This window comes from Glycomyces lechevalierae (genome assembly GCF_027622945.1).
GTDB lineage: Bacteria > Actinomycetota > Actinomycetes > Mycobacteriales > Micromonosporaceae > Glycomyces > Glycomyces rutgersensis.
This window is the reverse complement of sequence record NZ_JAPZVQ010000002.1, coordinates 141,850-161,295: the sequence shown is the minus strand read 5'-3', so window position 1 is coordinate 161,295 and position 19,446 is coordinate 141,850. Positions and strand designations below refer to the sequence as shown.

The 19,446-nt window shown below is 70.4% G+C and carries 17 protein-coding genes and 3 tRNA genes; 11 read left to right on the top strand and 9 right to left on the bottom strand.

Annotated features, from left to right (window positions below; genetic code table 11):
* Nucleotides 1–7 precede the first annotated feature (7 nt).
* The 3 genes from O2L01_RS04370 to O2L01_RS04360 all read left to right on the top strand — a co-directional run bounded on the left by O2L01_RS04370 (nucleotide 8) and on the right by O2L01_RS04360 (nucleotide 2,777).
* Nucleotides 8–823, top strand: a complete 816-nt coding sequence (locus tag O2L01_RS04370) for a hypothetical protein (protein ID WP_270120636.1) — start codon at nucleotides 8–10, stop codon at nucleotides 821–823.
* Nucleotides 824–846: 23 nt separating this feature from the next.
* Nucleotides 847–1,884, top strand: coding sequence for a hypothetical protein (locus tag O2L01_RS04365; RefSeq protein WP_270120635.1), 1,038 nt, complete (start codon nucleotides 847–849; stop codon nucleotides 1,882–1,884).
* 71 nt (nucleotides 1,885–1,955) lie between these two features.
* Nucleotides 1,956–2,777 (top strand): MOSC domain-containing protein, encoded by an 822-nt coding sequence (locus O2L01_RS04360; RefSeq protein ID WP_270120634.1) that lies wholly within the window; start codon nucleotides 1,956–1,958, stop codon nucleotides 2,775–2,777.
* A 51-nt stretch (nucleotides 2,778–2,828) separates the two neighbouring features.
* Here the strand turns inward: O2L01_RS04360 and O2L01_RS04355 are convergent, their stop codons facing one another.
* The 3 genes from O2L01_RS04355 to O2L01_RS04345 all read right to left on the bottom strand — a co-directional run bounded on the left by O2L01_RS04355 (nucleotide 2,829) and on the right by O2L01_RS04345 (nucleotide 4,864).
* Nucleotides 2,829–3,767, bottom strand: a complete 939-nt coding sequence (locus O2L01_RS04355) for a DUF6528 family protein (protein WP_270120633.1) — start codon at nucleotides 3,765–3,767, stop codon at nucleotides 2,829–2,831.
* A 218-nt stretch (nucleotides 3,768–3,985) separates the two neighbouring features.
* Nucleotides 3,986–4,061: transfer RNA gene (locus O2L01_RS04350), tRNA-Arg, on the bottom strand.
* 113 nt (nucleotides 4,062–4,174) lie between these two features.
* Complete coding sequence (locus O2L01_RS04345) at nucleotides 4,175–4,864, bottom strand: hypothetical protein (RefSeq protein WP_270120632.1); 690 nt, start codon at nucleotides 4,862–4,864, stop codon at nucleotides 4,175–4,177.
* A 142-nt stretch (nucleotides 4,865–5,006) separates the two neighbouring features.
* On the opposite strand from O2L01_RS04345, the gene O2L01_RS04340 reads away from it, so the two are divergent.
* The gene (locus tag O2L01_RS04340) at nucleotides 5,007–6,149 is read left to right on the top strand and encodes a winged helix DNA-binding domain-containing protein (RefSeq protein ID WP_270120631.1); all 1,143 of its coding nucleotides are present in this window, start codon (nucleotides 5,007–5,009) and stop codon (nucleotides 6,147–6,149) included.
* Between the two features lie 198 nt (nucleotides 6,150–6,347).
* Here O2L01_RS04340 and O2L01_RS04335 read toward each other — a convergent pair whose 3' ends face one another.
* The 3 genes from O2L01_RS04335 to O2L01_RS04325 are packed head-to-tail and all read right to left on the bottom strand — an operon-like array spanning nucleotide 6,348 to nucleotide 9,312.
* Nucleotides 6,348–8,045, bottom strand: coding sequence for a DUF885 domain-containing protein (locus O2L01_RS04335; protein WP_270120630.1), 1,698 nt, complete (start codon nucleotides 8,043–8,045; stop codon nucleotides 6,348–6,350).
* Complete coding sequence (locus tag O2L01_RS04330) at nucleotides 8,042–8,974, bottom strand: prephenate dehydrogenase (protein WP_270120629.1); 933 nt, start codon at nucleotides 8,972–8,974, stop codon at nucleotides 8,042–8,044. The genes O2L01_RS04335 and O2L01_RS04330 overlap by 4 nt, the downstream gene beginning before the upstream one ends.
* The gene (locus O2L01_RS04325; RefSeq protein ID WP_270120628.1) at nucleotides 8,974–9,312 is read right to left on the bottom strand and encodes a GroES family chaperonin; all 339 of its coding nucleotides are present in this window, start codon (nucleotides 9,310–9,312) and stop codon (nucleotides 8,974–8,976) included. The genes O2L01_RS04330 and O2L01_RS04325 overlap by 1 nt, the downstream gene beginning before the upstream one ends.
* Before the next feature lie 398 nt (nucleotides 9,313–9,710).
* On the opposite strand from O2L01_RS04325, the gene O2L01_RS04320 reads away from it, so the two are divergent.
* From O2L01_RS04320 to O2L01_RS04300, 5 genes are all read left to right on the top strand, one after another.
* Nucleotides 9,711–11,126, top strand: a complete 1,416-nt coding sequence (locus O2L01_RS04320) for an AI-2E family transporter (RefSeq protein ID WP_270120626.1) — start codon at nucleotides 9,711–9,713, stop codon at nucleotides 11,124–11,126.
* Nucleotides 11,123–13,105 carry an ATP-dependent DNA helicase gene (locus O2L01_RS04315; protein WP_270120625.1) on the top strand — a complete coding sequence of 661 codons (1,983 nt, stop codon included), beginning with the start codon at nucleotides 11,123–11,125 and terminating at the stop codon, nucleotides 13,103–13,105. The genes O2L01_RS04320 and O2L01_RS04315 overlap by 4 nt, the downstream gene beginning before the upstream one ends.
* Before the next feature lie 285 nt (nucleotides 13,106–13,390).
* Nucleotides 13,391–14,020: a DUF47 domain-containing protein gene (locus O2L01_RS04310; protein ID WP_270120624.1), complete on the top strand. Its 630-nt coding sequence runs from the start codon at nucleotides 13,391–13,393 to the stop codon at nucleotides 14,018–14,020.
* A 2-nt stretch (nucleotides 14,021–14,022) separates the two neighbouring features.
* Nucleotides 14,023–15,048 carry an inorganic phosphate transporter gene (locus O2L01_RS04305; RefSeq protein WP_270120623.1) on the top strand — a complete coding sequence of 342 codons (1,026 nt, stop codon included), beginning with the start codon at nucleotides 14,023–14,025 and terminating at the stop codon, nucleotides 15,046–15,048.
* Nucleotides 15,049–15,142: 94 nt separating this feature from the next.
* Nucleotides 15,143–15,895, top strand: coding sequence for an NUDIX hydrolase (locus O2L01_RS04300; protein WP_270120622.1), 753 nt, complete (start codon nucleotides 15,143–15,145; stop codon nucleotides 15,893–15,895).
* A gap of 3 nt (nucleotides 15,896–15,898) precedes the next feature.
* Here the strand turns inward: O2L01_RS04300 and mshD are convergent, their stop codons facing one another.
* The 3 genes from mshD to O2L01_RS04285 form a co-directional block, all read right to left on the bottom strand.
* Nucleotides 15,899–16,834, bottom strand: coding sequence for a mycothiol synthase (gene mshD / locus O2L01_RS04295; RefSeq protein WP_270120621.1), 936 nt, complete (start codon nucleotides 16,832–16,834; stop codon nucleotides 15,899–15,901).
* A 165-nt stretch (nucleotides 16,835–16,999) separates the two neighbouring features.
* Nucleotides 17,000–17,091, bottom strand: a tRNA-Ser gene (locus O2L01_RS04290).
* Nucleotides 17,092–17,129: 38 nt separating this feature from the next.
* The gene (locus O2L01_RS04285) at nucleotides 17,130–17,978 is read right to left on the bottom strand and encodes an IucA/IucC family C-terminal-domain containing protein (protein WP_270120620.1); all 849 of its coding nucleotides are present in this window, start codon (nucleotides 17,976–17,978) and stop codon (nucleotides 17,130–17,132) included.
* 267 nt (nucleotides 17,979–18,245) lie between these two features.
* On the opposite strand from O2L01_RS04285, the gene O2L01_RS04280 reads away from it, so the two are divergent.
* Together O2L01_RS04280 and O2L01_RS04275 are read left to right on the top strand one after the other, a co-directional pair.
* Nucleotides 18,246–19,040, top strand: coding sequence for a CPBP family intramembrane glutamic endopeptidase (locus tag O2L01_RS04280; protein ID WP_270120619.1), 795 nt, complete (start codon nucleotides 18,246–18,248; stop codon nucleotides 19,038–19,040).
* Between the two features lie 75 nt (nucleotides 19,041–19,115).
* Nucleotides 19,116–19,203: transfer RNA gene (locus O2L01_RS04275), tRNA-Ser, on the top strand.
* Nucleotides 19,204–19,446 lie beyond the last annotated feature (243 nt).

The window sequence follows — 19,446 nt, the reverse complement described above, 5'->3', positions numbered from 1 at the left end:
AGGACCGATGGCATTCCCCAGCAGCAGCACCGCGTTCGCGCGCTCGACCTGCGACTACCCGGACATCACCCGGAACTGGTTCTGGGACGGCTCCCTGAAGACCCGCTACCGCACCGCGTTCGACGCCAACGGCTACGGCGTGCACCCGAACGTCACCTCGTTCACCATGCACGAGGAGGCCCACCAGCAGGCCGGGCGCGTCATCCGCGACCTCAACGACCTCGGCATCGAATACGCGCGCAGCGAACCGCCCTGGCCCTACCGGTGGACCGGCCTCGCCGGAGCCAAGGTCTGCAAGCCCGGCTACCACCGCTACGGCGCCGCCATCGACTTCACCCGCTTCGACTGGGGCTCAGGGCATTACGTCGACACCGCCGTGCACGGCAAGGAGCGCCGCCTCTACCTGCGCCGCCGCTACCTCGCCGTGATCGCCATCTGCCGCAAGCACTTCGGCACCGTCCTCCACTGCAACAACGACCCCGACGGCTCCCACTGGAACCACATCCACGCCGACCGGGGCCGCCAGGCCGTCGCCGCCGACTGGAGCTACCAGACCGACACCACCATCATCCAATGGGCCGCAAGGGATCTCGCGGGCGTGAAGGACATGCCCATCGACGGCAGCTTCGGGCTGAAGACGAAGGCGGGCTACATCGTGCTGCGCGAGAAGCTCGGCCTCGTCGACATCGGCCCCGGCGACTCCGCCGCGAACTTCCGCATCTGGCTCGACCTCATCGCCCGACACGGCATGGCCGACAAGCCCGCCGGGACCTTCTTCGCCGACGAAGCCATGCGAGCCGACGCCGCCGCAGCGAGCGACTGACCGCACCCAGTAAGGAGCACGCCTTGCACGATCCGCACCGGAGCACCGGCCGGAAGCACCTCGTGATCGCCGCGGTGCTCGCGCTCGCGGGCGCGACGGTCGCCTGCGACATCGACGCCGTGTCCGGCACCGGCGACGGCGCGGACGCCGGCGCGTTCTACGCCCTCGGCGACGACCACCGGCTCTTCCGCTGGGAACCCGGCGGCGACGAACCAGCGCCCGTGCTCGACCTCAGCGGGGTCTGGGACGCCGAGGGCGACGTGGGCGCCGTCCTCCGCTCGTCCCTCAGCATCGACCCGACCGGGCGGCACGCCGCCTGGATCGCCGGCGCGACCGCCGACGCCGCGCTCATGTTCGGCGACTTGGGCACCGGCGAGATCAGCGAGGCCGTCGAGTACCCCGTCGACCACGCGTGCCTCGACCCGGCCTGGCTCCCGGACGGCTCCGCGGTCCTCGCCCACCGCGCCGAGGTCTGGGGCACCGAAGCGGACCAGGGGACCGACGAGATCCCGTTCCCCGTCGAGGACTGGGGCCCGACCGAGTGGTACTCGCCCGACACCGGCCAACTCCCGACCACAGTAGACATTGGTCAGCAGGGCTGCCGGATGCGCTGGTACACCGCCGAAGACGGCTCGGCCCAAGCGCTCTACCACGACCTCGACCTCACCGAGCTGTACCGTGTCGACACCAACGGGCAAGTGCTGCAGACGATCCCGGTGTCGACCCTGCAAGGCGTCCATCCGCTCACCATCGGCCTCGTCAACGTCGACCCGACCGGCCGCTACGCGTGCCTCGTCGACGACTACGGGCCCGAAGGCACCGTCAAGGGCGGCTTCACCGTCCGCGCCGAGGCCGGCACCCGCGTGGTCGACCTCGAGACCGGCGAGGCGATCGGGCCCGAGGAGGTCGGCTGCACGAGCCTCCACGAGGACGGCTACGTCGACCGCGACGGCGCGGACGTCTCGTTCATCGGCTACGACGGCGAGAGCCGCTGGGCCACCGAGCTTCCCGCGACGATCGCCCAATCGCCGGTCCTGTACTTCTTCCCGGAGGGGTCGTGAACGCAGGAACCGGATCGGGCACCCACTTCGTCCCGGAGGGGCCTTGAACACGGCGGCATAGGATCGCAGGCGTGAACCGCGTCCTCGACCTCCGCCGCCACCCGCTCAAGTCGGCCGCCCCAGAGCACGTCGCCGACGCCTTCATCGGCAAGCACGGCCTCGACGGCGACCGCACCTGGACCTGCCTCGACGCCGACGGCACCATCGGCAGCGCCAAGCAGCCGCGCCTGTGGAGCCGCCTCCTCGACGTGGCCGCCGCGTTCGATCCGGCGCAAGGCGAAGTCACCGTCGCCGTCCCCGGCCGGACCCCGGCCCGCGCAGGCACTCCGGAAGCCGACGACGCCGTCTCGACCTGGCTCGGCCGCCCCGTCCGCCTCACCCGCCAACCGCCCCAGCAGCTCAAACGCCACCACTGGTGGCCCGACGAACCCGGCATGATCCCCGACTGGGCCACCGGCAAGGAACCCGGCGGCGACGACGTGGTCGCCGCCCGCCACGACGCCGAAGGCGGCCGCTTCTTCGACTACGGCGCCCTCCACCTCGTCACCACCGGTGCCCTCGAACGCCTCAGCGCCGAGCACGGCAGCGCCGTCGACCCGGCCCGCTTCCGCCCCAACCTCGTCCTCGACCTGCCCGCCGACCCCGAACCGGGCCAACGGATCACGATCGGCGCGGACGTCGTGCTCGAAGTGGCGATCCCGACCCCGCGCTGCGTCATCCCGTCCCTCGCCCACGGCGACGCCCCCGCCGACCGCGCGCTCCTCAAGACCCTCGCCGCCCACCACCGCATCGACGTCCCCGACTTCGGCCGCGCCACCTGCTTCGGCTTCTACGCCGACATCCGCGCCGTCGGCACCGTCGCCGTCGGCGACGCCGTAACGGTCACCGGGTAGCGAACGGCCCGTTCAGCGCTGTGCACTGAACGGGCCGTTCACCACTGGGCGCTAGTTGTAAGCGGTCGTGTAGTACCGGGCCTTGTAGAACTCGGCGCCGTCCCTTGTCCGGTCAGCCGACTCCGAGAACACCACGGTCGGGCTGCCCCAGTCGCGCGATCCGGCGTTGTCGCCGCGCACGTAGAAGTACTCGCCGGTGCTCATCTTCACGTAGGCCTTGATGCGCGTGGTCGTGTGCAGCGTCGTCTTCGCGAGCGTGCCCTTGTCGATCGAGTACACGCCGTACGAGTCCGAGACCAGCAGCTTCGCCTTGTTCGAGAAGTCCGGCTGCAGGTCGTGCCCGAGCCCCGAGAGCGTCACCTTCTTGCTCGACGCCTTCAGCCGGATGTCCCGGTACGTGCCGGACACCGTGTAGGCCTGCACGATCTTGTTGCCCGAAGCCCACAGCAGCTTGTTGTTCGGGTCCCACACGACCCCGTGCGCGCCGGCCAGCGACACCGTCTGCACCTTCGCGAGCGTCGACGGATCAGAGATCTTCGTCGGCGCGTACACGGTCAGGAACCCGTCCGACGACGCCGCGACGAACGCCCCCAGGTCCGGAATCCGCTCGAGCGCGTGCGGGTTCCCGCCCGGCGTCGCACTCCACAGCACGTCGTTGAGCTCCTGCTCCCGCTCGTCGGTGATGTTCCAGATCCCGACCTTCCCGCCTGACGCGGCGGCCAGCCCGATCGCCCCGAACTGCGCCGTGTCCCGGATCCGGCAGTCGGACAGGTTCGCCCAACCGCCCGTGCCGGGGCTCCACATCTTGTAGGCGTTGGCGTTGCTGAAGGACTTGTCCTTGTCGAACACGAACACCTTGTTGGAGACCTGCTCGGTCACGATCACCTTGAAGTTCGCCGTGTCCGCCGCCGCGACACCGACCCCGATCGCCCCGGCCGCAGCCAAAGGCGCCCCGATGGCCACCGCACGAAGGATGTTCCGCCTCTTCATCTGTTGCTCCTCATGGGGGTATGAAGCGTCCGCACCCGATCCGGGCCGCGAACCACCCAACAGTGTGCGACACCCGAACCAGTCCAAAAGACCTACGCGCCAACCACACCCACGAGTTGCCCCGCCCACCGAGCGAGACCCGATCCGAGAAACGCCGTCGACCACCCGCAATGGCCGCAAGAAACCAGAAAAGCCAGGTCCGAAGACCTGGCTCTCGTTGGTGCGCCGCGAGGGATTCGAACCCCCAACCTTCTGATCCGTAGTCAGATGCTCTATCCGTTGAGCTAGCGGCGCAGGTCGGCTTGATCGTTTCGATCAGGACCGGGCATAACCTTACCTGGGCCGAAAACGGATCTGCAACCGGGTAAGCGGATGTGCCCTGCGTCATCGACCAGGCGAGAGAAGCCTCAGCAGTTGTCGAGGACCGTCTTCGCCAGGGCACGCCAGGCGGCGGGGAGGGCTTCGGCGCGTTCGGGGAGCGGGGCGCCGGCGGCGGTCCATACGGCGGCTTCGGCCTCGGTGACCTCGTCGCCCAGGACGTAGCGCTCGACGAAGGCCGCACGGTGCTCGTGGCCGGGGAAGAAGTACCCGCCCGCCGCGAAGAGCGCCACGTAGGCGCGGTGGAGGCCCTCGGTCAGGGTCTCGGCGAGCTCCCAGGGGTCGGCCGCGTCGCCGAGGCGCTTCGCGATGGCCTCGACCTCGCCGGCCACGGCCTCGCGGGACGCGTCGGCCAGGGCCTGCGGGAACTCGGTGGCCTCGGCGCGCGCCCTCGAGCCCAGCTCGGAGTCGTCGGCGAGGAGCGTGCCCTCGGCGAAGCGCGCGATGACGTGCAGGGCCTCGTCGCCGGGCCGCTCCCAGCCCTCGCCTCGGTCGAGCGCTTCGAGGTGCGCCTGGAAGCGCGCGACGGTGAGGTGCACGGCCTCGTCGCTGGCGTCGGCGGGGACGGTGTCGGTCTCCCACACGCAGACCAGCTCGGCCTCCTCCCCGAATCCGGACAGGGCGGGGCCGTGCGCGTAGGCGAACGCCAGGCGCTCGTCGTCGTTGATGTCGGCGAGGACGTCGGTGGAGAGCCTGAGGACCGCGTTGGGAAGGGACATGCCGCAATTGTGGCCGTTGTTCGCAACCGCGTCCACCCGCTCGTTCGCCAGCGCGACCGGTGATCTCGGCCATGCGCCCGGCTCGGCGGGACACGCGGATCGGCGGAGCGCTCATGTCGTATGGGGCGGTTAGCATGTCCAGATGGCATCACCCACCGGCCGCCTCGGCACCGATCTCGAGCCGGGCGCGGTCGCCGCCTGGCGGGCCCACTCCCAGCGTCTCTGGGGCGAGCGCTTCGCGACGCCGCTGGACGCCTTCAGGCACCTCGGCGCGGTCCAGTCCCAGGAGTACCAGCCCTCGAAGCTCACCCCCGCGATGCGCACCCGGCCCGACGCCGACGGCCAGGCGTTCGCGTCCGTCGAGACGGTCGACGACCTCATCGACAAGGGCGCGGTCGTGCGCACCCACGTCCTGCGCACCACCTGGCACACCGTGCCCGTCGAAGACCTGCGGATGATGCTCGCCGCCGGCGGCGAGCGCGTCCGCAACCTCATGGGCACGAACAACCGCGCCTGGGGGCTCGACGACGCGACCCTCGGGCGCGGCGCCGAAGTGCTCGCCGCGGCCACCGCGGGCGGGCGGCACCTGACGCGCGAGGAGGCGTCCGAGGCGCTGGCCGCGGCCGGGGTCGCCGATCCGACGAGCACGAGGCTCATCCACCTGCTGATGCACGCGGAGCTGGAGTCGGCGATCGTCTCGGGAACCCCCAAGGGCGGCAAGCAAACGTACGCGAACTTCGACGAGCGCGTCCTGGCCGGGTCTATCGCGCAGGACGATGCGATCCGGGCGCTGGCGGAGCGGTTCTTCGCCTCGCGGGGCCCGGCGACGCTGAAGGATTTCACCCGTTGGGCGACGTTGAAGGTGAGCGACGCGAAGGCGGCGGTCGACGGGCTCGGTCTGCAGGAGCTGCGGGTCGGCGAGCGCGTCCTCTACTACACGCAGGAGCCGCCGGCGGAGCGCGATTCGGCGCCGGTGGTGGACTTCGTGCAGGGCTTCGACGAGATGATCTGCGCTTACACGGACTCGAAGGAGTTCGTGCTGCACCATTCGGTGCCGCGCACGCGCTTCCCGGGCCGGGCCCGGTTCACGTCGGTGATCCTGCTCGACGGCCAGGTGATCGGCAGTTGGAAGGCGACGCCGAAGAAGGAGTCCGTGCTCATCGAGACGTGGCGGGTGCGGGGGTTCACGGCCGCCGAGATCGCGGCGCTGCGCCGCGGCGCGGACCGGCTGCGCGCCTGGTACGGCAAGCCGGAGATGGAGCTCGTGCTCGATCACGAGGATTGAGGCCCTGGCGGTTCCGGCCCGGGGCCGCGAGGACCTTTCGCTTACTGGCGGTGTCGGTGCCGTCGCATACCTTGGTTGACGAGGGGGCCTGCGTGAGGGACAAATCCGGAATTCCCGAAATGTCCCTGACGCAGGCCCCCTCGTCAATTACCTATACCTCAAGGGACCGACACCACCGGCCCCAGAAGCATCTTCGCGTTACAGGCGGCCGAGGGCCTCGGCGAACGGGGCGAGGCCCATCGAGCCGAGGTTCAGCGCGTCCGAGTGGAACTGCTTGAGGCTGAAGTCCTCGCCCTTGCGCGACTTGTAGTCCTCGCGGGCCTGCATCCACAGGCGTTCGCCGACCTTGTACGACGGCGCCTGGCCGGCCCAGCCGAGGTAGCGGTTGCGCTCGAACTTGAGCATGTCGTCCTCGATCGTGCGGGTGTGGGCGCGCATGAACTCGAACATCTTCTCGCCGTCCCAGGTCTCGCCCTGCCGCCAGCCGAACGGGTTGTCCTCGGGGATCGCGAACTCGCAGTGGAGGCCGATGTCGACGACGACGCGGGCGGCGCGGAACGCCTGCGCGTCGAGCATGCCGAGGCGACCGCCCGGGTCGTCCTCGTAGTAGCCGAGCTCGTCCATGAGCCGCTCGGAGTAGAGGGCCCAGCCCTCGCCGTGGCCCGAGCACCACATCATCTGGCGCTGGAAGCGGTTGAGCAGTTCCACGCGCGCCATGGTCTGGCCGACCTGGAGGTGGTGGCCCGGCACGCCCTCGTGGTACACCGTGGACTTCTCGCGCCACTTGCCGAAGAGCTTCTGCCCCTCCGGCACCGACCACCACATCGCGCCCGGACGGGAGAAGTCCTCGCTCGGCCCGGTGTAGTAGATCGCCCCGTCCTCGGTCGGCGCGATCTTGCAGTCGATGGTGCGGATCTGCTCGGGGATGTCGAAGTGCGTGTCCGCGAGGTCGGCGATCGTCGAGTCGGCGAGCTCCTGCATCCAGTCGCGGAACACGTTCTTGTCGGTCATGTTCTCGTCGGGGTCCTGGTCGAGGAAGGCCACGACCTCCTCGATCGTCGCGCCCGGCTTGATCCGCTCGCAGGTCGCGCGCATGTCCGCCTCGATGCGGGCCAGCTCCTGCCAGCCCCAGGCGTAGGTCTCCTCGAGGTCGATCGCGGAGCCGATGAAGTACCGGGACGCGCGCGAGTAGCGGTCGCGGCCGACCGCGTCCGTCTCGGGGGCCTGCGGGGCCAGCTCCTCGCGCAGGAACCGCGCGAAGTTGTGGGTGGCCGAGCGCGCCCAGGCGGCGGCGTTCCCCAGTTGGATGCGCAGCGGGCCGGCCTGCACGGGCTCGCCGTCCACGGTGATGCCCGAGACGAGGTCCGCCCAGAAGTCGGTGCCCGGGCCCTTCGCGCCGTTCCAGTTGTCGCAGTGGGTCGCCACTTCGAGGACCTGGCGCTTGGCGGCGACGCGCCCTTCGGCGGCCTCGGCGCGCAGCGTCTCGGTGTACTGCTCGAACGCCTTCGTGATGGCCGCGAGGCGGGCCGCGATGTTCTCGGCGGCCTCCTGGCCCTCCTTGGGCATGAGGTCGAAGATCTGCCGCACGCCGTGCACGGGGGAGGCGAGGACGTTGAGGCTCAAGTACGTGTCGCCCGCGTCGTGGCGCTCGATCTGGAGGCGCAGGCGCTCGAGGATGGCGTCCTTGGCGACGCGCTCGCGCTCGTCGACGGGCTCGGCGGCCTCGAGGTCGGCGATCGCCTTGCGGGTGAGGGCGGCTTCGGCCTCGAGCCCGGCGGGCGAGAGGTCGTCGATCTCGTGGTCGTGTCCGGGGACGCCCATGCTCGTGGCCGTGAGGGGGCTCAGAGCGATGACGTCCTCGACGTACTGGTCGGCGATGCGGTCGATGCTTCTCATGGAGTGGACTTTACGCGAGGGCGCCGGGCGAGCGCGACCTCGCTTTCGACCGCTTCGAGCCATCCGCCGGCCTCGCCGAGTTCGACGAGCGCGTCCCGCGTGAGCGGGATGCGTTGCGCCGCAAGGACTTCCGGAGGCCAGTCCGCGCGGAGCGCGCGGGCCCCGTCGAACCATTCACTGATTGGGTTCGGCCGATCGGTCGTCTGCAGGTACCCGTGCGCATACCCGAGCTCCTCGCCGAGATCGTCCAGCGCCGCCAGCAACTGCTCCCGGTTGCCTTCGACCATGCCGGTGAACAGCGCGGTCGGGCTGGCCGCGACGCGGGTGCCGTCGCGGAACGAGCCGGCCGCGAGCGTGCGGGCCAGCGGCTCGTCGGCGACGCGCACGAGCGCGGCCGCGACCAGGTGCTCGAGGTGCGAGATGCGGGCGGCGGCCCGGTCGTGCGCGGCCGCGGTGGCCGGCACGACGTGCGCGCCGATCGAGGTCCACAGCGCGGCGAGGGCCGTCCAGTCGCCGAGGTCGGTGTCCGCTTCGAGGCACAGCACCCACTTGCGGTCCCGGAACAGCCCCGGTTCGGCGGCGGCGAAACCCGCGGTCTCCTTGCCCGCCATGGGATGCCCGCCGACGAAGCGGTGGCGCGCGAACAGCCGCGCGGGCACGTCCTTCACGGAGGACACGTCGGTCACCAGGCCCGTGTAGCCGGCCAGGGTCTCGTCCGCGATCGCGGCGAGGTGCCGGAACGGGGCGGCCACGACCGCGAGGTCGGTGCCCGCGAGTCCGGCGGGGTCGGCGGTGACGGGGAAGTGCGCGGCGGCGGCGTCACGGGTCGCGGCGTCGGGGTCGAGGCCGAGCACGTCGTGCCCGGCCTCGGCGAGGGCGAGCGCGGCGGAGCCGCCGATGAGGCCGAGCCCGAGGACCGCGACGCGCATCAGAGGTAGAGCCCCGTGCCGTCGTTGTCGACGCGTTTGGCGGCGACCGCGTGGATGTCGCGCTCGCGCAGGAGGATGAAGGTGCGGCCCTGCAGCTCGACCTCGGCCTTGTCCTCGGGGTCGAACAGGACGCGGTCCCCGGCCTCCACGGAGCGCACGAGCGGCCCGACGCCGACGGCCTCCGCCCAGTGCAGGCGCCGGCCCATGGCGGCGGTGGCGGGGATGACGATGCCGGCGGCGGAGCGGCGCTCGGAGTCCGCGTCCTCGCGCACGAGGAGGCGGTCGTGCAGGAGCCGGACCGGCAGGCCGGTCGTGGAGTCCAACGGTGTATCGGTCACAGCGCGCCAGCTTACCGGCTGCGGGCTCGAAGGGAGCAGCCCGAGCGGGCAGTCCCACGTCCGCGCGCGGCGTCCGGCCCGGGACGCGACGGCCGGACGCCCGCACCGGCCCGCGAGCCCGGGTGCGGCGCCTCCCGGCGCCCCCGAACACCCATGGTGCCCGGCGGGTACGACACCTCCGGCAGGTCGGGGGACCGGGCGCGCCGCGCGGCACCGAACACCAAGCGCCCCAAGCGGGCACGAGATCCCTTCCCCGCCACCGCCGTCCCGCGCCCCGCAACGGCGTGCCCGCGGGCACTCGGTACAGGCTGCTGTATCGGAAGAGTCGCACCGAACCGGTACGGTACGTGTTGACGTTCCACCCACCTCCTTCCGGAGGAACCGTCCTTGGAGACATCGTGAGCCGATTCCGCCGCACCACCGCCCGGGCACGTCAGTTGTGGATAGGCATGCGCCTCAACCCGGTCGCCGAGCGGGCGCTGGCCGTGCGCGAACCGGTCGACGACGACCCCGAGATCCCCCTGGCCGGCGGCGACCTACCGCCCGAACTCGACCAGGCCGGCGACGGCGAGGGCGCCGAGCGCCGCTTCGTCCCCACCGGCCTCGCCGTGGCCGCCGCGTGGTCCTGGCGGATCCTCATCGTCGGCGCGGGCGTCGCGGTGATCCTGTACCTCCTCTCCTACGTCACCGTCGTCGTCATCCCCGTCGCGATCTCCTTCCTCCTCGCCGCGATGCTCCAACCGGCCGCCGCGTGGCTCATCCGCCACGGCTGGAACAAGTCCCTCGCCTCGATCCTCATGCTCGTCGCGGGCCTCGCGGCCGTCGGCGCGATCCTCACTTTCGTCATCCAGCAGTTCATCGCCGGCATCCCCGACTTCTACGACTCGATCCTCACGGGCCTCAAGGACGCCCAGGCCTGGCTCGAATCCGGCCCCTACGGCCTCGACGGCGCGCAGGTCGCCGTGTTCCTCGAGGACATCCAGGGCAACATCACCGACTGGTACAACGAGAACCAGCAGACCATCGTCCAGACCGGACTCGACGTCGCCGGCTCGACCGCCTCCGGCCTCGGCAACTTCGTCACCGGCCTGTTCCTGGTCCTCTTCACCACCTACTTCTTCATCCGCGACGGCCGCAAGATCTGGACCTTCCTCACCGGGATGCTCCCGCGCTCCGCCTCCGAGCCGCTCCGCTACGCCGGCGGCGCCGGCTGGTCGACCCTCGTGCAGTACATGCGCACCATCGTGGTCGTCGCCGCCGTGGACGCGATCTTCATCGGCTTCGGACTGTGGCTCCTCAACGTCCCCCTGTGGCTGCCGCTCACCACACTGATCTTCCTGGGCGCGTTCGTCCCGATCATCGGTGCGACGGTCTCGGGCATCATCGCCGTCGTCGTGGCCCTCGTCGGCACCCCGAACGGCATCGTCACCGCCCTCATCGTCCTCGGCATCGTCCTCGCCGTGCAGCAGCTCGAGTCGAACCTCCTGCAGCCCTTCCTGATGAGCCGCGCGGTGAAACTCCATCCGCTCGCGATCGTCCTCGCCGTCACCGCCGGCGGCTTCGTCTGGGGCATCATCGGCGCCCTCGTCGCCGTCCCGCTCCTCGCGATCGTCAACGGCACCGTGCGCGCCCTCAACCGCTACCGCGAGGCCCGCCGCGAAGCCCAGGCCCGCGGCCTCGAAGGCGAGGACGCCACCGCCGAAGCGGTCCGTGTCAGCGCCGGAGGCGCCCCCTCGAACAGCGCCGGTTTGAAAGACAGCACCGGTTTGAAAGACAGCACTGACGCCGGCGGGCAGGCGGCCCAGGAGGCATGAGCACCGACGCAACCGCCACCGCGCCCGCACCCGCCACCAAAGCCGAACGCGACGCCCTCGCGATCCTCGACGCCGCCGTCGCCGCCACCCCGCACGGCCAGGCCCGCGAAGGCCAGCGCGAGATGTGCGCGGCCGTCGCCGCCGCCATCGACACCGACGAGCACCTGCTCGTCCAGGCGGGCACCGGCACCGGCAAGTCCCTCGCCTACCTCTGCGCCGCGCTCGCCGCGGGCAAGCCCGTGGTCGTCTCGACCGCCACGCTCGCGCTGCAGCACCAGCTCGTCGCCGTCGACCTGCCGCGCCTCGTCGAGGCCGTCGCGCCCGTCCTCGGCCGCAAGCCGACCTTCGCGCTCCTCAAGGGCCGCCACAACTACATCTGCAAGCGCAAGATCGCCGGAGAAGAGGACGAGGACGACGGCGCGATCGAGGGCACCGAGACCCTGAAGTGGGCCGGCCAGCAGGCGTCCTTCGCCAAGCAGGTGCAGCGCCTCTTCGACTGGGCGGGCGACACCGACACCGGCGACCGCGACGACCTGGACCCGGGCGTCTCCGACCGCGCCTGGAAGCAGGCCTCCACGAGCTCGTCCGAGTGCCCGGGCGCGAAGGACTGCGCCCAGGGCCAGGACTGCTTCGCCGAGTGGGCCCGCGCGAAGGCGCACGAGGCGGACATCGTCGTCACCAACCACGCCCTGCTCTCGATCGACATGATGAACGAGCGCAGCGTCCTCCCCGAGCACGCCGTGCTCATCGTCGACGAGGCGCACGAGCTCGTCGACCGCGTCACCTCGGCCGCCCGCGCCGAGCTGCACCCGGCGCGTCTGCGCTGGCTCGCGCAGCGCGGCCGCCGCCTCATCGATCCCGATGTGGCCGACCAGGTCCGGGAGGCCGCGGACGCGCTCGAGGGCGCGCTCAACGCCGCGGGGGAGCGCCGCTTCTCGGGCGACCTGCCCGCGCCGCTCGTCGAGGCCCTGAACCTGGTCAACGGCGCGTGCGTCAAGGCCACCACCCATCTCTCGACGCTCGACGCGGAGACGAAGAAGCAGTTGAGCGCCCAGCAGCTCAAGGCCGGTCTCGTCGAGACGATCGAGACGGCCGGGCGGTGCATCGGCCCCGCGGGCGACGACGTGATCTGGTCGGAGCCGAACGGCCCGCAGCTCGTCGCGGCGCCGCTCTCGGTGGGCGGGCTGCTCTCGGCGATGCTCTACGAGGACCGCACGGTCATCGCCGCGTCCGCGACGCTGACGCTCGGCGGCCGCTTCGACATCGTCGCCCGCAACCTCGGCCTGCCCGCGGACGGGCACGGCTGGTCCTCCCTCGACGTCGGCTCCCCGTTCGACTACCGCAAGCAGGGCATCCTCTACGTCGCGGCGTCGCTGCCGCGCCCGACCGCCTCGGGCCTCTCGAACGAGTCCGGCAAGGAGCTGCTGCGCCTGGTCGAGGCGAGCCGCGGCGGGACGCTCGGCCTGTTCTCGTCGAAGAAGGCCGCCGCCGAGGCGGCCGAACTCCTTCGCGCCCAGACCGACTACGACATCCTCCTGCAGGGCGAGGAGACCCTCGCGAGCCTCGTGAAGCGGTTCAAGGAGGAGGAGTCCACGTGCCTCCTCGGGGTGATGAGCCTCTGGCAGGGCGTGGACGTGCCGGGCATGACCTGCCGCCTGGTCGTGGTCGACCGGATCCCGTTCCCGCGCCCGACCGAGCCGCTCACTGCGGCTCGATCCGAGGCCGCGGACGCGGCGGGCCGCTCGGGGTTCACCGAGGTCTCGGTCCCCGCCGCGGCGATCCGGCTCGCGCAGGGCGCGGGGCGGCTCATCCGCCGCACGACGGACCGCGGCGTGGTCGCGATCCTGGACTCGCGGCTGGAGACGAGCCGCTCCTACGGGAAGTTCATGCGGGATTCGCTGCCGCCGTTCTGGTACACGACGAAATCCGATTCGGTGGTCGGCGCACTGGGGCGCCTCGCCGAGACCGCGAATGACTGATTAGGCGCGGCCCGCGCTGGGAACCCGTTCTGCCCATATGGCAGGAGGGCCGCGTCGCGGTGCTCCGCACACGTCCCCGGAGTCAAAGGTGAACACAAGATGAATTCAAGTGAAACCTTTGCATAACCCCAGCTTGGAGCGGTTTCGTGGAGTCTCACACAGCAGACTTCACGAGCTTGTGTCGCGTTCACCTGGATGTTAACTTCGCGGTGACGATTTCCACCCGTCCCCTGAGCCGATCGGTACAGTGAGGACAGTCAAAACGACCGAAAGCAGGGGTGCCCAGTGCGGTTCTCACTGAAGCCTCAGGACGACGCGTTCTACGCCTTCTTCAATGACGCGGCCGACAACATCCGCCGCGGCGTGGCGATCCTGGCCGAGCTGGGCGACGAGTCGGCCGACTACCAGAAGATCTCCGAGCGCCTCGTCGACGTCGAGCACGACAACGACCAGCTCACCCACCGGCTCTTCAACAAGATCAACTCCACGTTCGTGACCCCCATGGACCGCACGGACATGTACCACCTCGCCGGCAAGCTCGACGACATCCTCGACCACATGGAAGCCGCCGCGAACCTGGTCTACCTCTACGGCCTCTCCGAGCTGCCGACCCTGCCGCGCGAGATGATCGAACAGGTCACCGTGCTCGTCTCCCAGGCCGAACTCCTCGCCGAGTACATGCCGAAGCTCAAGGGCCTCAACGCGACCATGAAGGAGTTCTGGGTCGAGTGCAACCGCCTCGAGAACGACGGCGACCGCGCTTACCGCATGCTCCTGGTCCGCCTGTACTCCGGCGAGTACCCGGCGCTGACGGTCATGAAGCTCAAAGAGGTCGCCGACGAGCTCGAGTCCGCCTGCGACTCGTTCGAGTCGGTGTCCAACGTCGTCGAGTCGGTCTACGTCAAGGAATCCTGAGCGTGGACACAGTCCTCATCGCCGTCTTCGCGTGCATCGCCGCGGCGCTCCTCTTCGGTTACACCAACGGCTTCCACGACTCCGCGAACGCCATCGCCACCTCCATCTCCACCCGGGCGCTGCGTCCCCGCGTCGCGCTCGGCATGGCCGCGATCGGCAACTTCATCGGCGCGCACCTCGGCGCGAAGGTCGCCAAGACCGTCGCCGAGGGCATCGTGGCCCTCCCCACCGGCATCGAAGGCCTCCTCATCGTGCTGTCGGGCCTCCTGGGCGCGATCACCTGGAACTTCATCACCTGGTACTTCGGCCTCCCCACCTCCTCCTCGCACTCCCTGTTCGGCGGCATCGTCGGCGCGACGATGGCGGGCGGCGCGATCATCGCGGGCAACGCCAACGACTGGGTGCTGTGGCACGGCATCGTCGAGAAGATCGTCCTGCCGACCGTGATCTCCCCGCTCGTCGGCTTCGCCCTCGGCTTCCTGGTGATGATCGCCGTCTACTGGCTCTTCCGGCGCGGCCGCCCCGACAAGCTCAACCGCGGCTTCCGCCACGCCCAGACCGTCTCCGCCGCCGCCATGGCCCTCGGCCACGGTATGCAGGACGCCGCCAAGATCATCGGCGTCATCGTCCTCGCCCTCTACGTCGGCGGCATCCAGGACGACGCCACGCACATCCCGGAGTGGGTCTACTGGGTCTCCGCCGCCGTCATGGCCGCGGGCACCTACGCGGGCGGCTGGCGCATCATCAAGACCATGGGCCGCAAGATCATCGACCTCGGCCCTCCCCAGGGCTTCGCGGCCGAGACCGTCGCCTCCTCGGTGCTGTACGCCAACACCTACCTGCTGGGCGCGCCGATCTCGACCACGCACACCATCACGTCCGCGATCATGGGCGTCGGCTCGACCGGCGGCAAGCGGGCCGTGCGGTGGGGCGTGGCCCGCTCGATCGTGATCGCGTGGATCATCACGTTCCCGATCGCGGCGCTCGTCGGCGCCCTGTTCTACCTGCCGATCCAGTTCCTCGGATAAGGCTCTGACGGCACGGCGGCCCGGCTTCGGCCGGGCCGCCGTCGTTTCGGCCGTTGCGCACTGGAAACGCCCGGTCTTGGGCTAGCGTGATGGCATGTCCATCCAGCGCTTCGGAAAATGGGACTTCAGAGCGGTCGACTCGTCGTCGGCCGCTCGTGCGCTCGCCCGTCTCCGCAAGCAGGGCGGCCCCGTCGAACCCGAGCGCGCCGCCGCCGTCGTCCTCCTCCGCGAGGCCCCGCTGCGGGTGTTCCTCCTGCGGCACGCGGCGAAGGAGCCGTTCGGGCTCCCCTCGATCGGCCGCGCGGACACGCTCCAGGTGCGCGAGCGCTGGGCGCACCTCGACGTCGACCACTACGAGAACGCCATGAACGGCCCCCGAGGCGCCCAGTACGGCTTCCCGGGCGGCCGGCACAAGCCCGACGACCCCGACGTGGCGATGACCGGTCTGCGGGCCGTAGAGGAGGAGACCGGCGCGATGGTCGCCCTCCAGCGCGCTTGGGCGCGTTGGGTGACGCCCGAGTACGAGCCGGTGCGGTTCGACTCGTGGATCTACGTGGCGACCCTCGCGGAGGGCTTCCAGCCGCGCATCCGGGTGCGCGAGCCGGAGTACGCGACGTGGATCGGGCCGGAGCAGGCGGTGTGCCAGTACGGCGGCCAGATGTCGATCCCGGAGGCGACCACGCTCGCCGAGCTCGCCCGCTATTCCACCGTGGGCGAGGTGTTCGCGGCCGCGGAGCAGCGCGACATGTCGCCGATCCTGCCGCGCGTCTCGGTCGACGGCGAGGAAGCCCGCCTGGTGCTGCCGGGCGAGGAGGGCTACCCGCGGGACGCCCTCGCCTCGGCCTGAACGTCAGCGCAGCCGCTTGGCCCACTGCACGTCGGTGCGCACCACCTCGAAGCCCTGCGAGCGGTACAGCTTGACGGCCTTGGTGTTCGACTCGTCCGCGTACAGGTCGACCTGCTGGATCCCGTGCGCCGCAAGGTGGGCGAGGCCCGCGAGGGTGAGCGTCCGGCCGAGCCCGGTGCCCTGGGCGCGGGGGTCGACGCCGAGGACGTAGACCTCCCCGACGCCCTCCTCCACTTTGGTCCAGTGGAACCCGAGCAGGCCCGTCTCGTCCTCGGCGACAAGGAGGCCGTCGGGATCGAACCAGGTCTCCTCTTCACGCGCGGCGAGATCCGCTGCGGTCCAGCGCCCCTGCTCCGGGTGGCTCGCGAACGCCGCGGCGTTCACCCGCAGCCACTCCGCCTCGTCGCCCCCGACCCTGAAGGGCCGCAAGCGCACTCCTTCGGGCAGCGTCGCCGCCGGGCCGTCGCCGGTCGGCCAGTTCCGGCCGATGCCCTCGGGCCATGCGGCGGGCCAGGCGAATCCGTCGAGTTCGCGCGAGAACTGGAACAGCACGCGGTCGCGCGTGAAGCCGTGCTTCTCGGCGAACCGTTGCGAAACGGGCAGATCGCCGTGCGCCCACACTCGCAGATTCGTGATGTCCGCCTCAATCCAATCCAAGACCGCGTCGAGCAATCGGTGACCGACCCCCTTGCCGCGGTGCGCCGGATCGACCGCCAGCTCCGCCTCCGCGCCGTCCCCGACCTTCTCCGCACCCGCGTACGCGATGACCGCATCACCAAGGCGCACAACGAAATGCCTGCGATGTCTCTCCGGGTGGCGGGAGAGCGCGAGGGTGGTCTGCTCGTTGAACGGGGCGATGCCGTCCGCCTCCTCGCAGCGGTGCGCCATCGTAACGATTCTGTGAATATCCCGACCCGGAAGTGAAGCATGTTGCGCCATGGGGTTACCCTAATCGTGGACTCAGCACCGTGCCGGGGTGCTGAGTCCTTTTTCATGCCCTGAACACGGCAGGACCCCTGGCGCACAGCGACGGCCAGGGGGTCATGCGAACGGGATGCCTGCGCGAACGCGCTTTTCGCCGGAAATGTCATGCGGCGGTGCGGGTGGCGGAGAGGGTGGGATTCGAACCCACGGTGAGCTTTGACACCCACGGCGGTTTTCAAGACCGCTGCACTAGTCCACTATGCGACCCCTCCAGGGCCTGTAAGGCAAGCGCCAATCTATCAAACTGCGGTCAAGGACGCTCGGTCCGGACGCAGCAGGTGGAGCAGGTGCGGTTGCCCTCGATGGTGAGTGCGAGGCAGCAGGTGCGGCGGCGGTAGACCAGGCGGCCGGCTTCGTCCGTGCTGATGTCGACGAGGTCGCCGACGTCGAACGCTTCCAGCAATGTCTTGGCGAGCACGTCGTCCGGGTCGGGCACGACCTGCGCGATCGACGCGACCGCGTAGGCGATCCCGGAGGCGACCGAGCCCATGAGGGTGCGGCGCCCGACGCGGGCGTTCGCGAGGAACCCGTCCAGGACCGGCGCCAGGTGGGCGTCGAACACGGTGGCGCGCAAGCGTTCCAGCAGGACCGCCTCGTTCGCGACGACTTCCACGTCCGGGTGCGCGGCGCACGGGTCGTGCGGCAGCGCGAGGAACTTGGGCCGGATCTGCCGCACCGAGAACATCGGGGCGTCGTCGGCGACGCCGAAGACCGCGTTCGCGGCGTCCAGGACGGGCACGCGGCGGGCGGCGATGTAGCCGAGCACGACCGGCGCGAGCGTCCAGTAGCAGTAGGTCTTCCAGGCGAGGGCCGCGTTCGCGTGGGCAGAGCCGCCCCACAGCGCGGCGGCGGCGCCCATGAGCTCCTCGATGCGCTCGCCGGCGGCGAGTCGGGCGGCGGGGAACTCGATCGCGTCCCGGCCGGTGTCGCCGTCGAGCCAGGCGCGGACCCCGGCGAGCGGGTGGACGCTGACCTCGCGGTCGACCCGGTCGGCGACGGCACGGAGCGCGTCCACGGGCTGGGGGAGGAGGGCCGCGAAGGGGCGGCGTTCGATTGCGGTGCTGCTCAGGACGTGAGCCTCCGCAGTCGCGAGCCGCATAGCGTACCCCTCTCAGGTAAGGACTGGCTAACCTTACCTGATTCGATTCGCGCAATGTCAAGAAACCGACAGACACCGGGCCGCGACAGGGTGTAGGAAAGCGAGGTGCTGCGAGCGGTGAGCGTCGCCGAGTGGGATGGGATTCACAGCACCTCGCCTCGTGCACTGATCATCCTCGCGCCGCCCGAAGGCACGTCGCACAACCGGTGCGACCCGGCCGCGGACCGCTGAGCGCGCCCGCCCACCGCCTCTGGCAGGCTGGAACGCATGTCGAACCCCGAGACCGCGCTCGCCGGCGAACCGGCGTCGACGCTCGCGCCCCGCGTCATCCGGCGCGAGATCTGGATCGTCCTCGCCCTTTCCCTTGGCGCGTCGGCGATCTGGTCGATCGTCACGATCATCGGCACCCTCACCGAACCGGGCGGCCTCGCCGACAGCGTCCAGGCCCTCAACTCGGCGAAGGCCCCGCCCGAACGGCCCTGGTACGACCTCGCGCGCCAGCTCGTGAGCCTCGCCCTCGCGATGGCGCCCGTCGCGCTCGTCCTGCACTTCCTCAGCCTCGACCGCGGCAACCCCTTCCGCGCCATCGGCCTCGATGCGCGCCGCCCGGCCTTCGACCTGCTCAGCGGCGCGGGCCTCGCCGCGTGCATCGGCATCCCCGGGCTCGCCCTCTACTTCACCGCCCGCGCCCTCGGCATCAACGCCGAGATCAATCCCGCGGACCTCAACGACGTGTGGTGGGCCGTCCCGATCCTCATCCTCGCCGCGCTCAAGAACGCGATCATCGAAGAAGTCGTCGGCCTCGGCTACCTCGTCACCCGCCTGCGCCAACTCGCCTGGAGCACCCCCGCGATCATCGCCGCCCACGCCCTCCTGCGTGGCACCTACCACCTCTACCAGGGCTTCGGCGGCTTCATCGGCAACGTCGTCATGGGCGCCGTCTTCGCCCTCTTCTACCTCCGCTGGAAGCGCACCGGGCCGCTGATCTGGGCCCACACCCTCCTCGACATCGCCGCCTTCGTCGGATACCTCCTGGTCGCACCCCACGTGAGCTGGCTCTGACCGACCCGAACCCGCTTGGGCATTCCATGACCGGCCCGGTATGCTCTGTGCTTGGTACGCGCTCCGGCGCGTCCTGGAGGATTCGCATAGTGGCCTAGTGCGCCCGCCTGCTAAGCGGGTTTCGGGTGATACCCGATCATGGGTTCAAATCCCATATCCTCCGCAACGAAGTGGAAGAGGATCTGAAGCAGAGCCTCCGCCACAAAGCCCCGTTGACCTGCGGCGACGCAGGATCACCGGGGCTTCTTCCTTTGCCGGTCTTTGAATATCTTCAGGCGGCCCAGCATGTCGATATTCCGACTCGCTCCCCAGCCCGCAGCACAGTGGGCGGTGTGAGGCCCGGAACGAAGCCCCGGCCGGCCACCCCGCCGCGCCGGGCGCGGGGCGGGCGTTGCCGGCCCGGGGG

What these genes read in the sequence shown, in the direction of transcription:
- O2L01_RS04370 (WP_270120636.1), top strand. Translation starts at nt 8, where the DNA reads ATGGCATTCCCCAGCAGCAGCACCGCGTTCGCGCGCTCGACCTGCGAC.
- O2L01_RS04355 (WP_270120633.1), bottom strand. Translation starts at nt 3,767, where the DNA reads ATGAAGAGGCGGAACATCCTTCGTGCGGTGGCCATCGGGGCGCCTTTG.
- O2L01_RS04345 (WP_270120632.1), bottom strand. Translation starts at nt 4,864, where the DNA reads ATGTCCCTTCCCAACGCGGTCCTCAGGCTCTCCACCGACGTCCTCGCC.
- O2L01_RS04340 (WP_270120631.1), top strand. Translation starts at nt 5,007, where the DNA reads ATGGCATCACCCACCGGCCGCCTCGGCACCGATCTCGAGCCGGGCGCG.
- O2L01_RS04335 (WP_270120630.1), bottom strand. Translation starts at nt 8,045, where the DNA reads ATGAGAAGCATCGACCGCATCGCCGACCAGTACGTCGAGGACGTCATC.
- O2L01_RS04330 (WP_270120629.1), bottom strand. Translation starts at nt 8,974, where the DNA reads ATGCGCGTCGCGGTCCTCGGGCTCGGCCTCATCGGCGGCTCCGCCGCG.
- O2L01_RS04315 (WP_270120625.1), top strand. Translation starts at nt 11,123, where the DNA reads ATGAGCACCGACGCAACCGCCACCGCGCCCGCACCCGCCACCAAAGCC.
- O2L01_RS04300 (WP_270120622.1), top strand. Translation starts at nt 15,143, where the DNA reads ATGTCCATCCAGCGCTTCGGAAAATGGGACTTCAGAGCGGTCGACTCG.
- mshD (WP_270120621.1), bottom strand. Translation starts at nt 16,834, where the DNA reads ATGGCGCAACATGCTTCACTTCCGGGTCGGGATATTCACAGAATCGTT.
- O2L01_RS04285 (WP_270120620.1), bottom strand. Translation starts at nt 17,978, where the DNA reads ATGCGGCTCGCGACTGCGGAGGCTCACGTCCTGAGCAGCACCGCAATC.
- O2L01_RS04280 (WP_270120619.1), top strand. Translation starts at nt 18,246, where the DNA reads ATGTCGAACCCCGAGACCGCGCTCGCCGGCGAACCGGCGTCGACGCTC.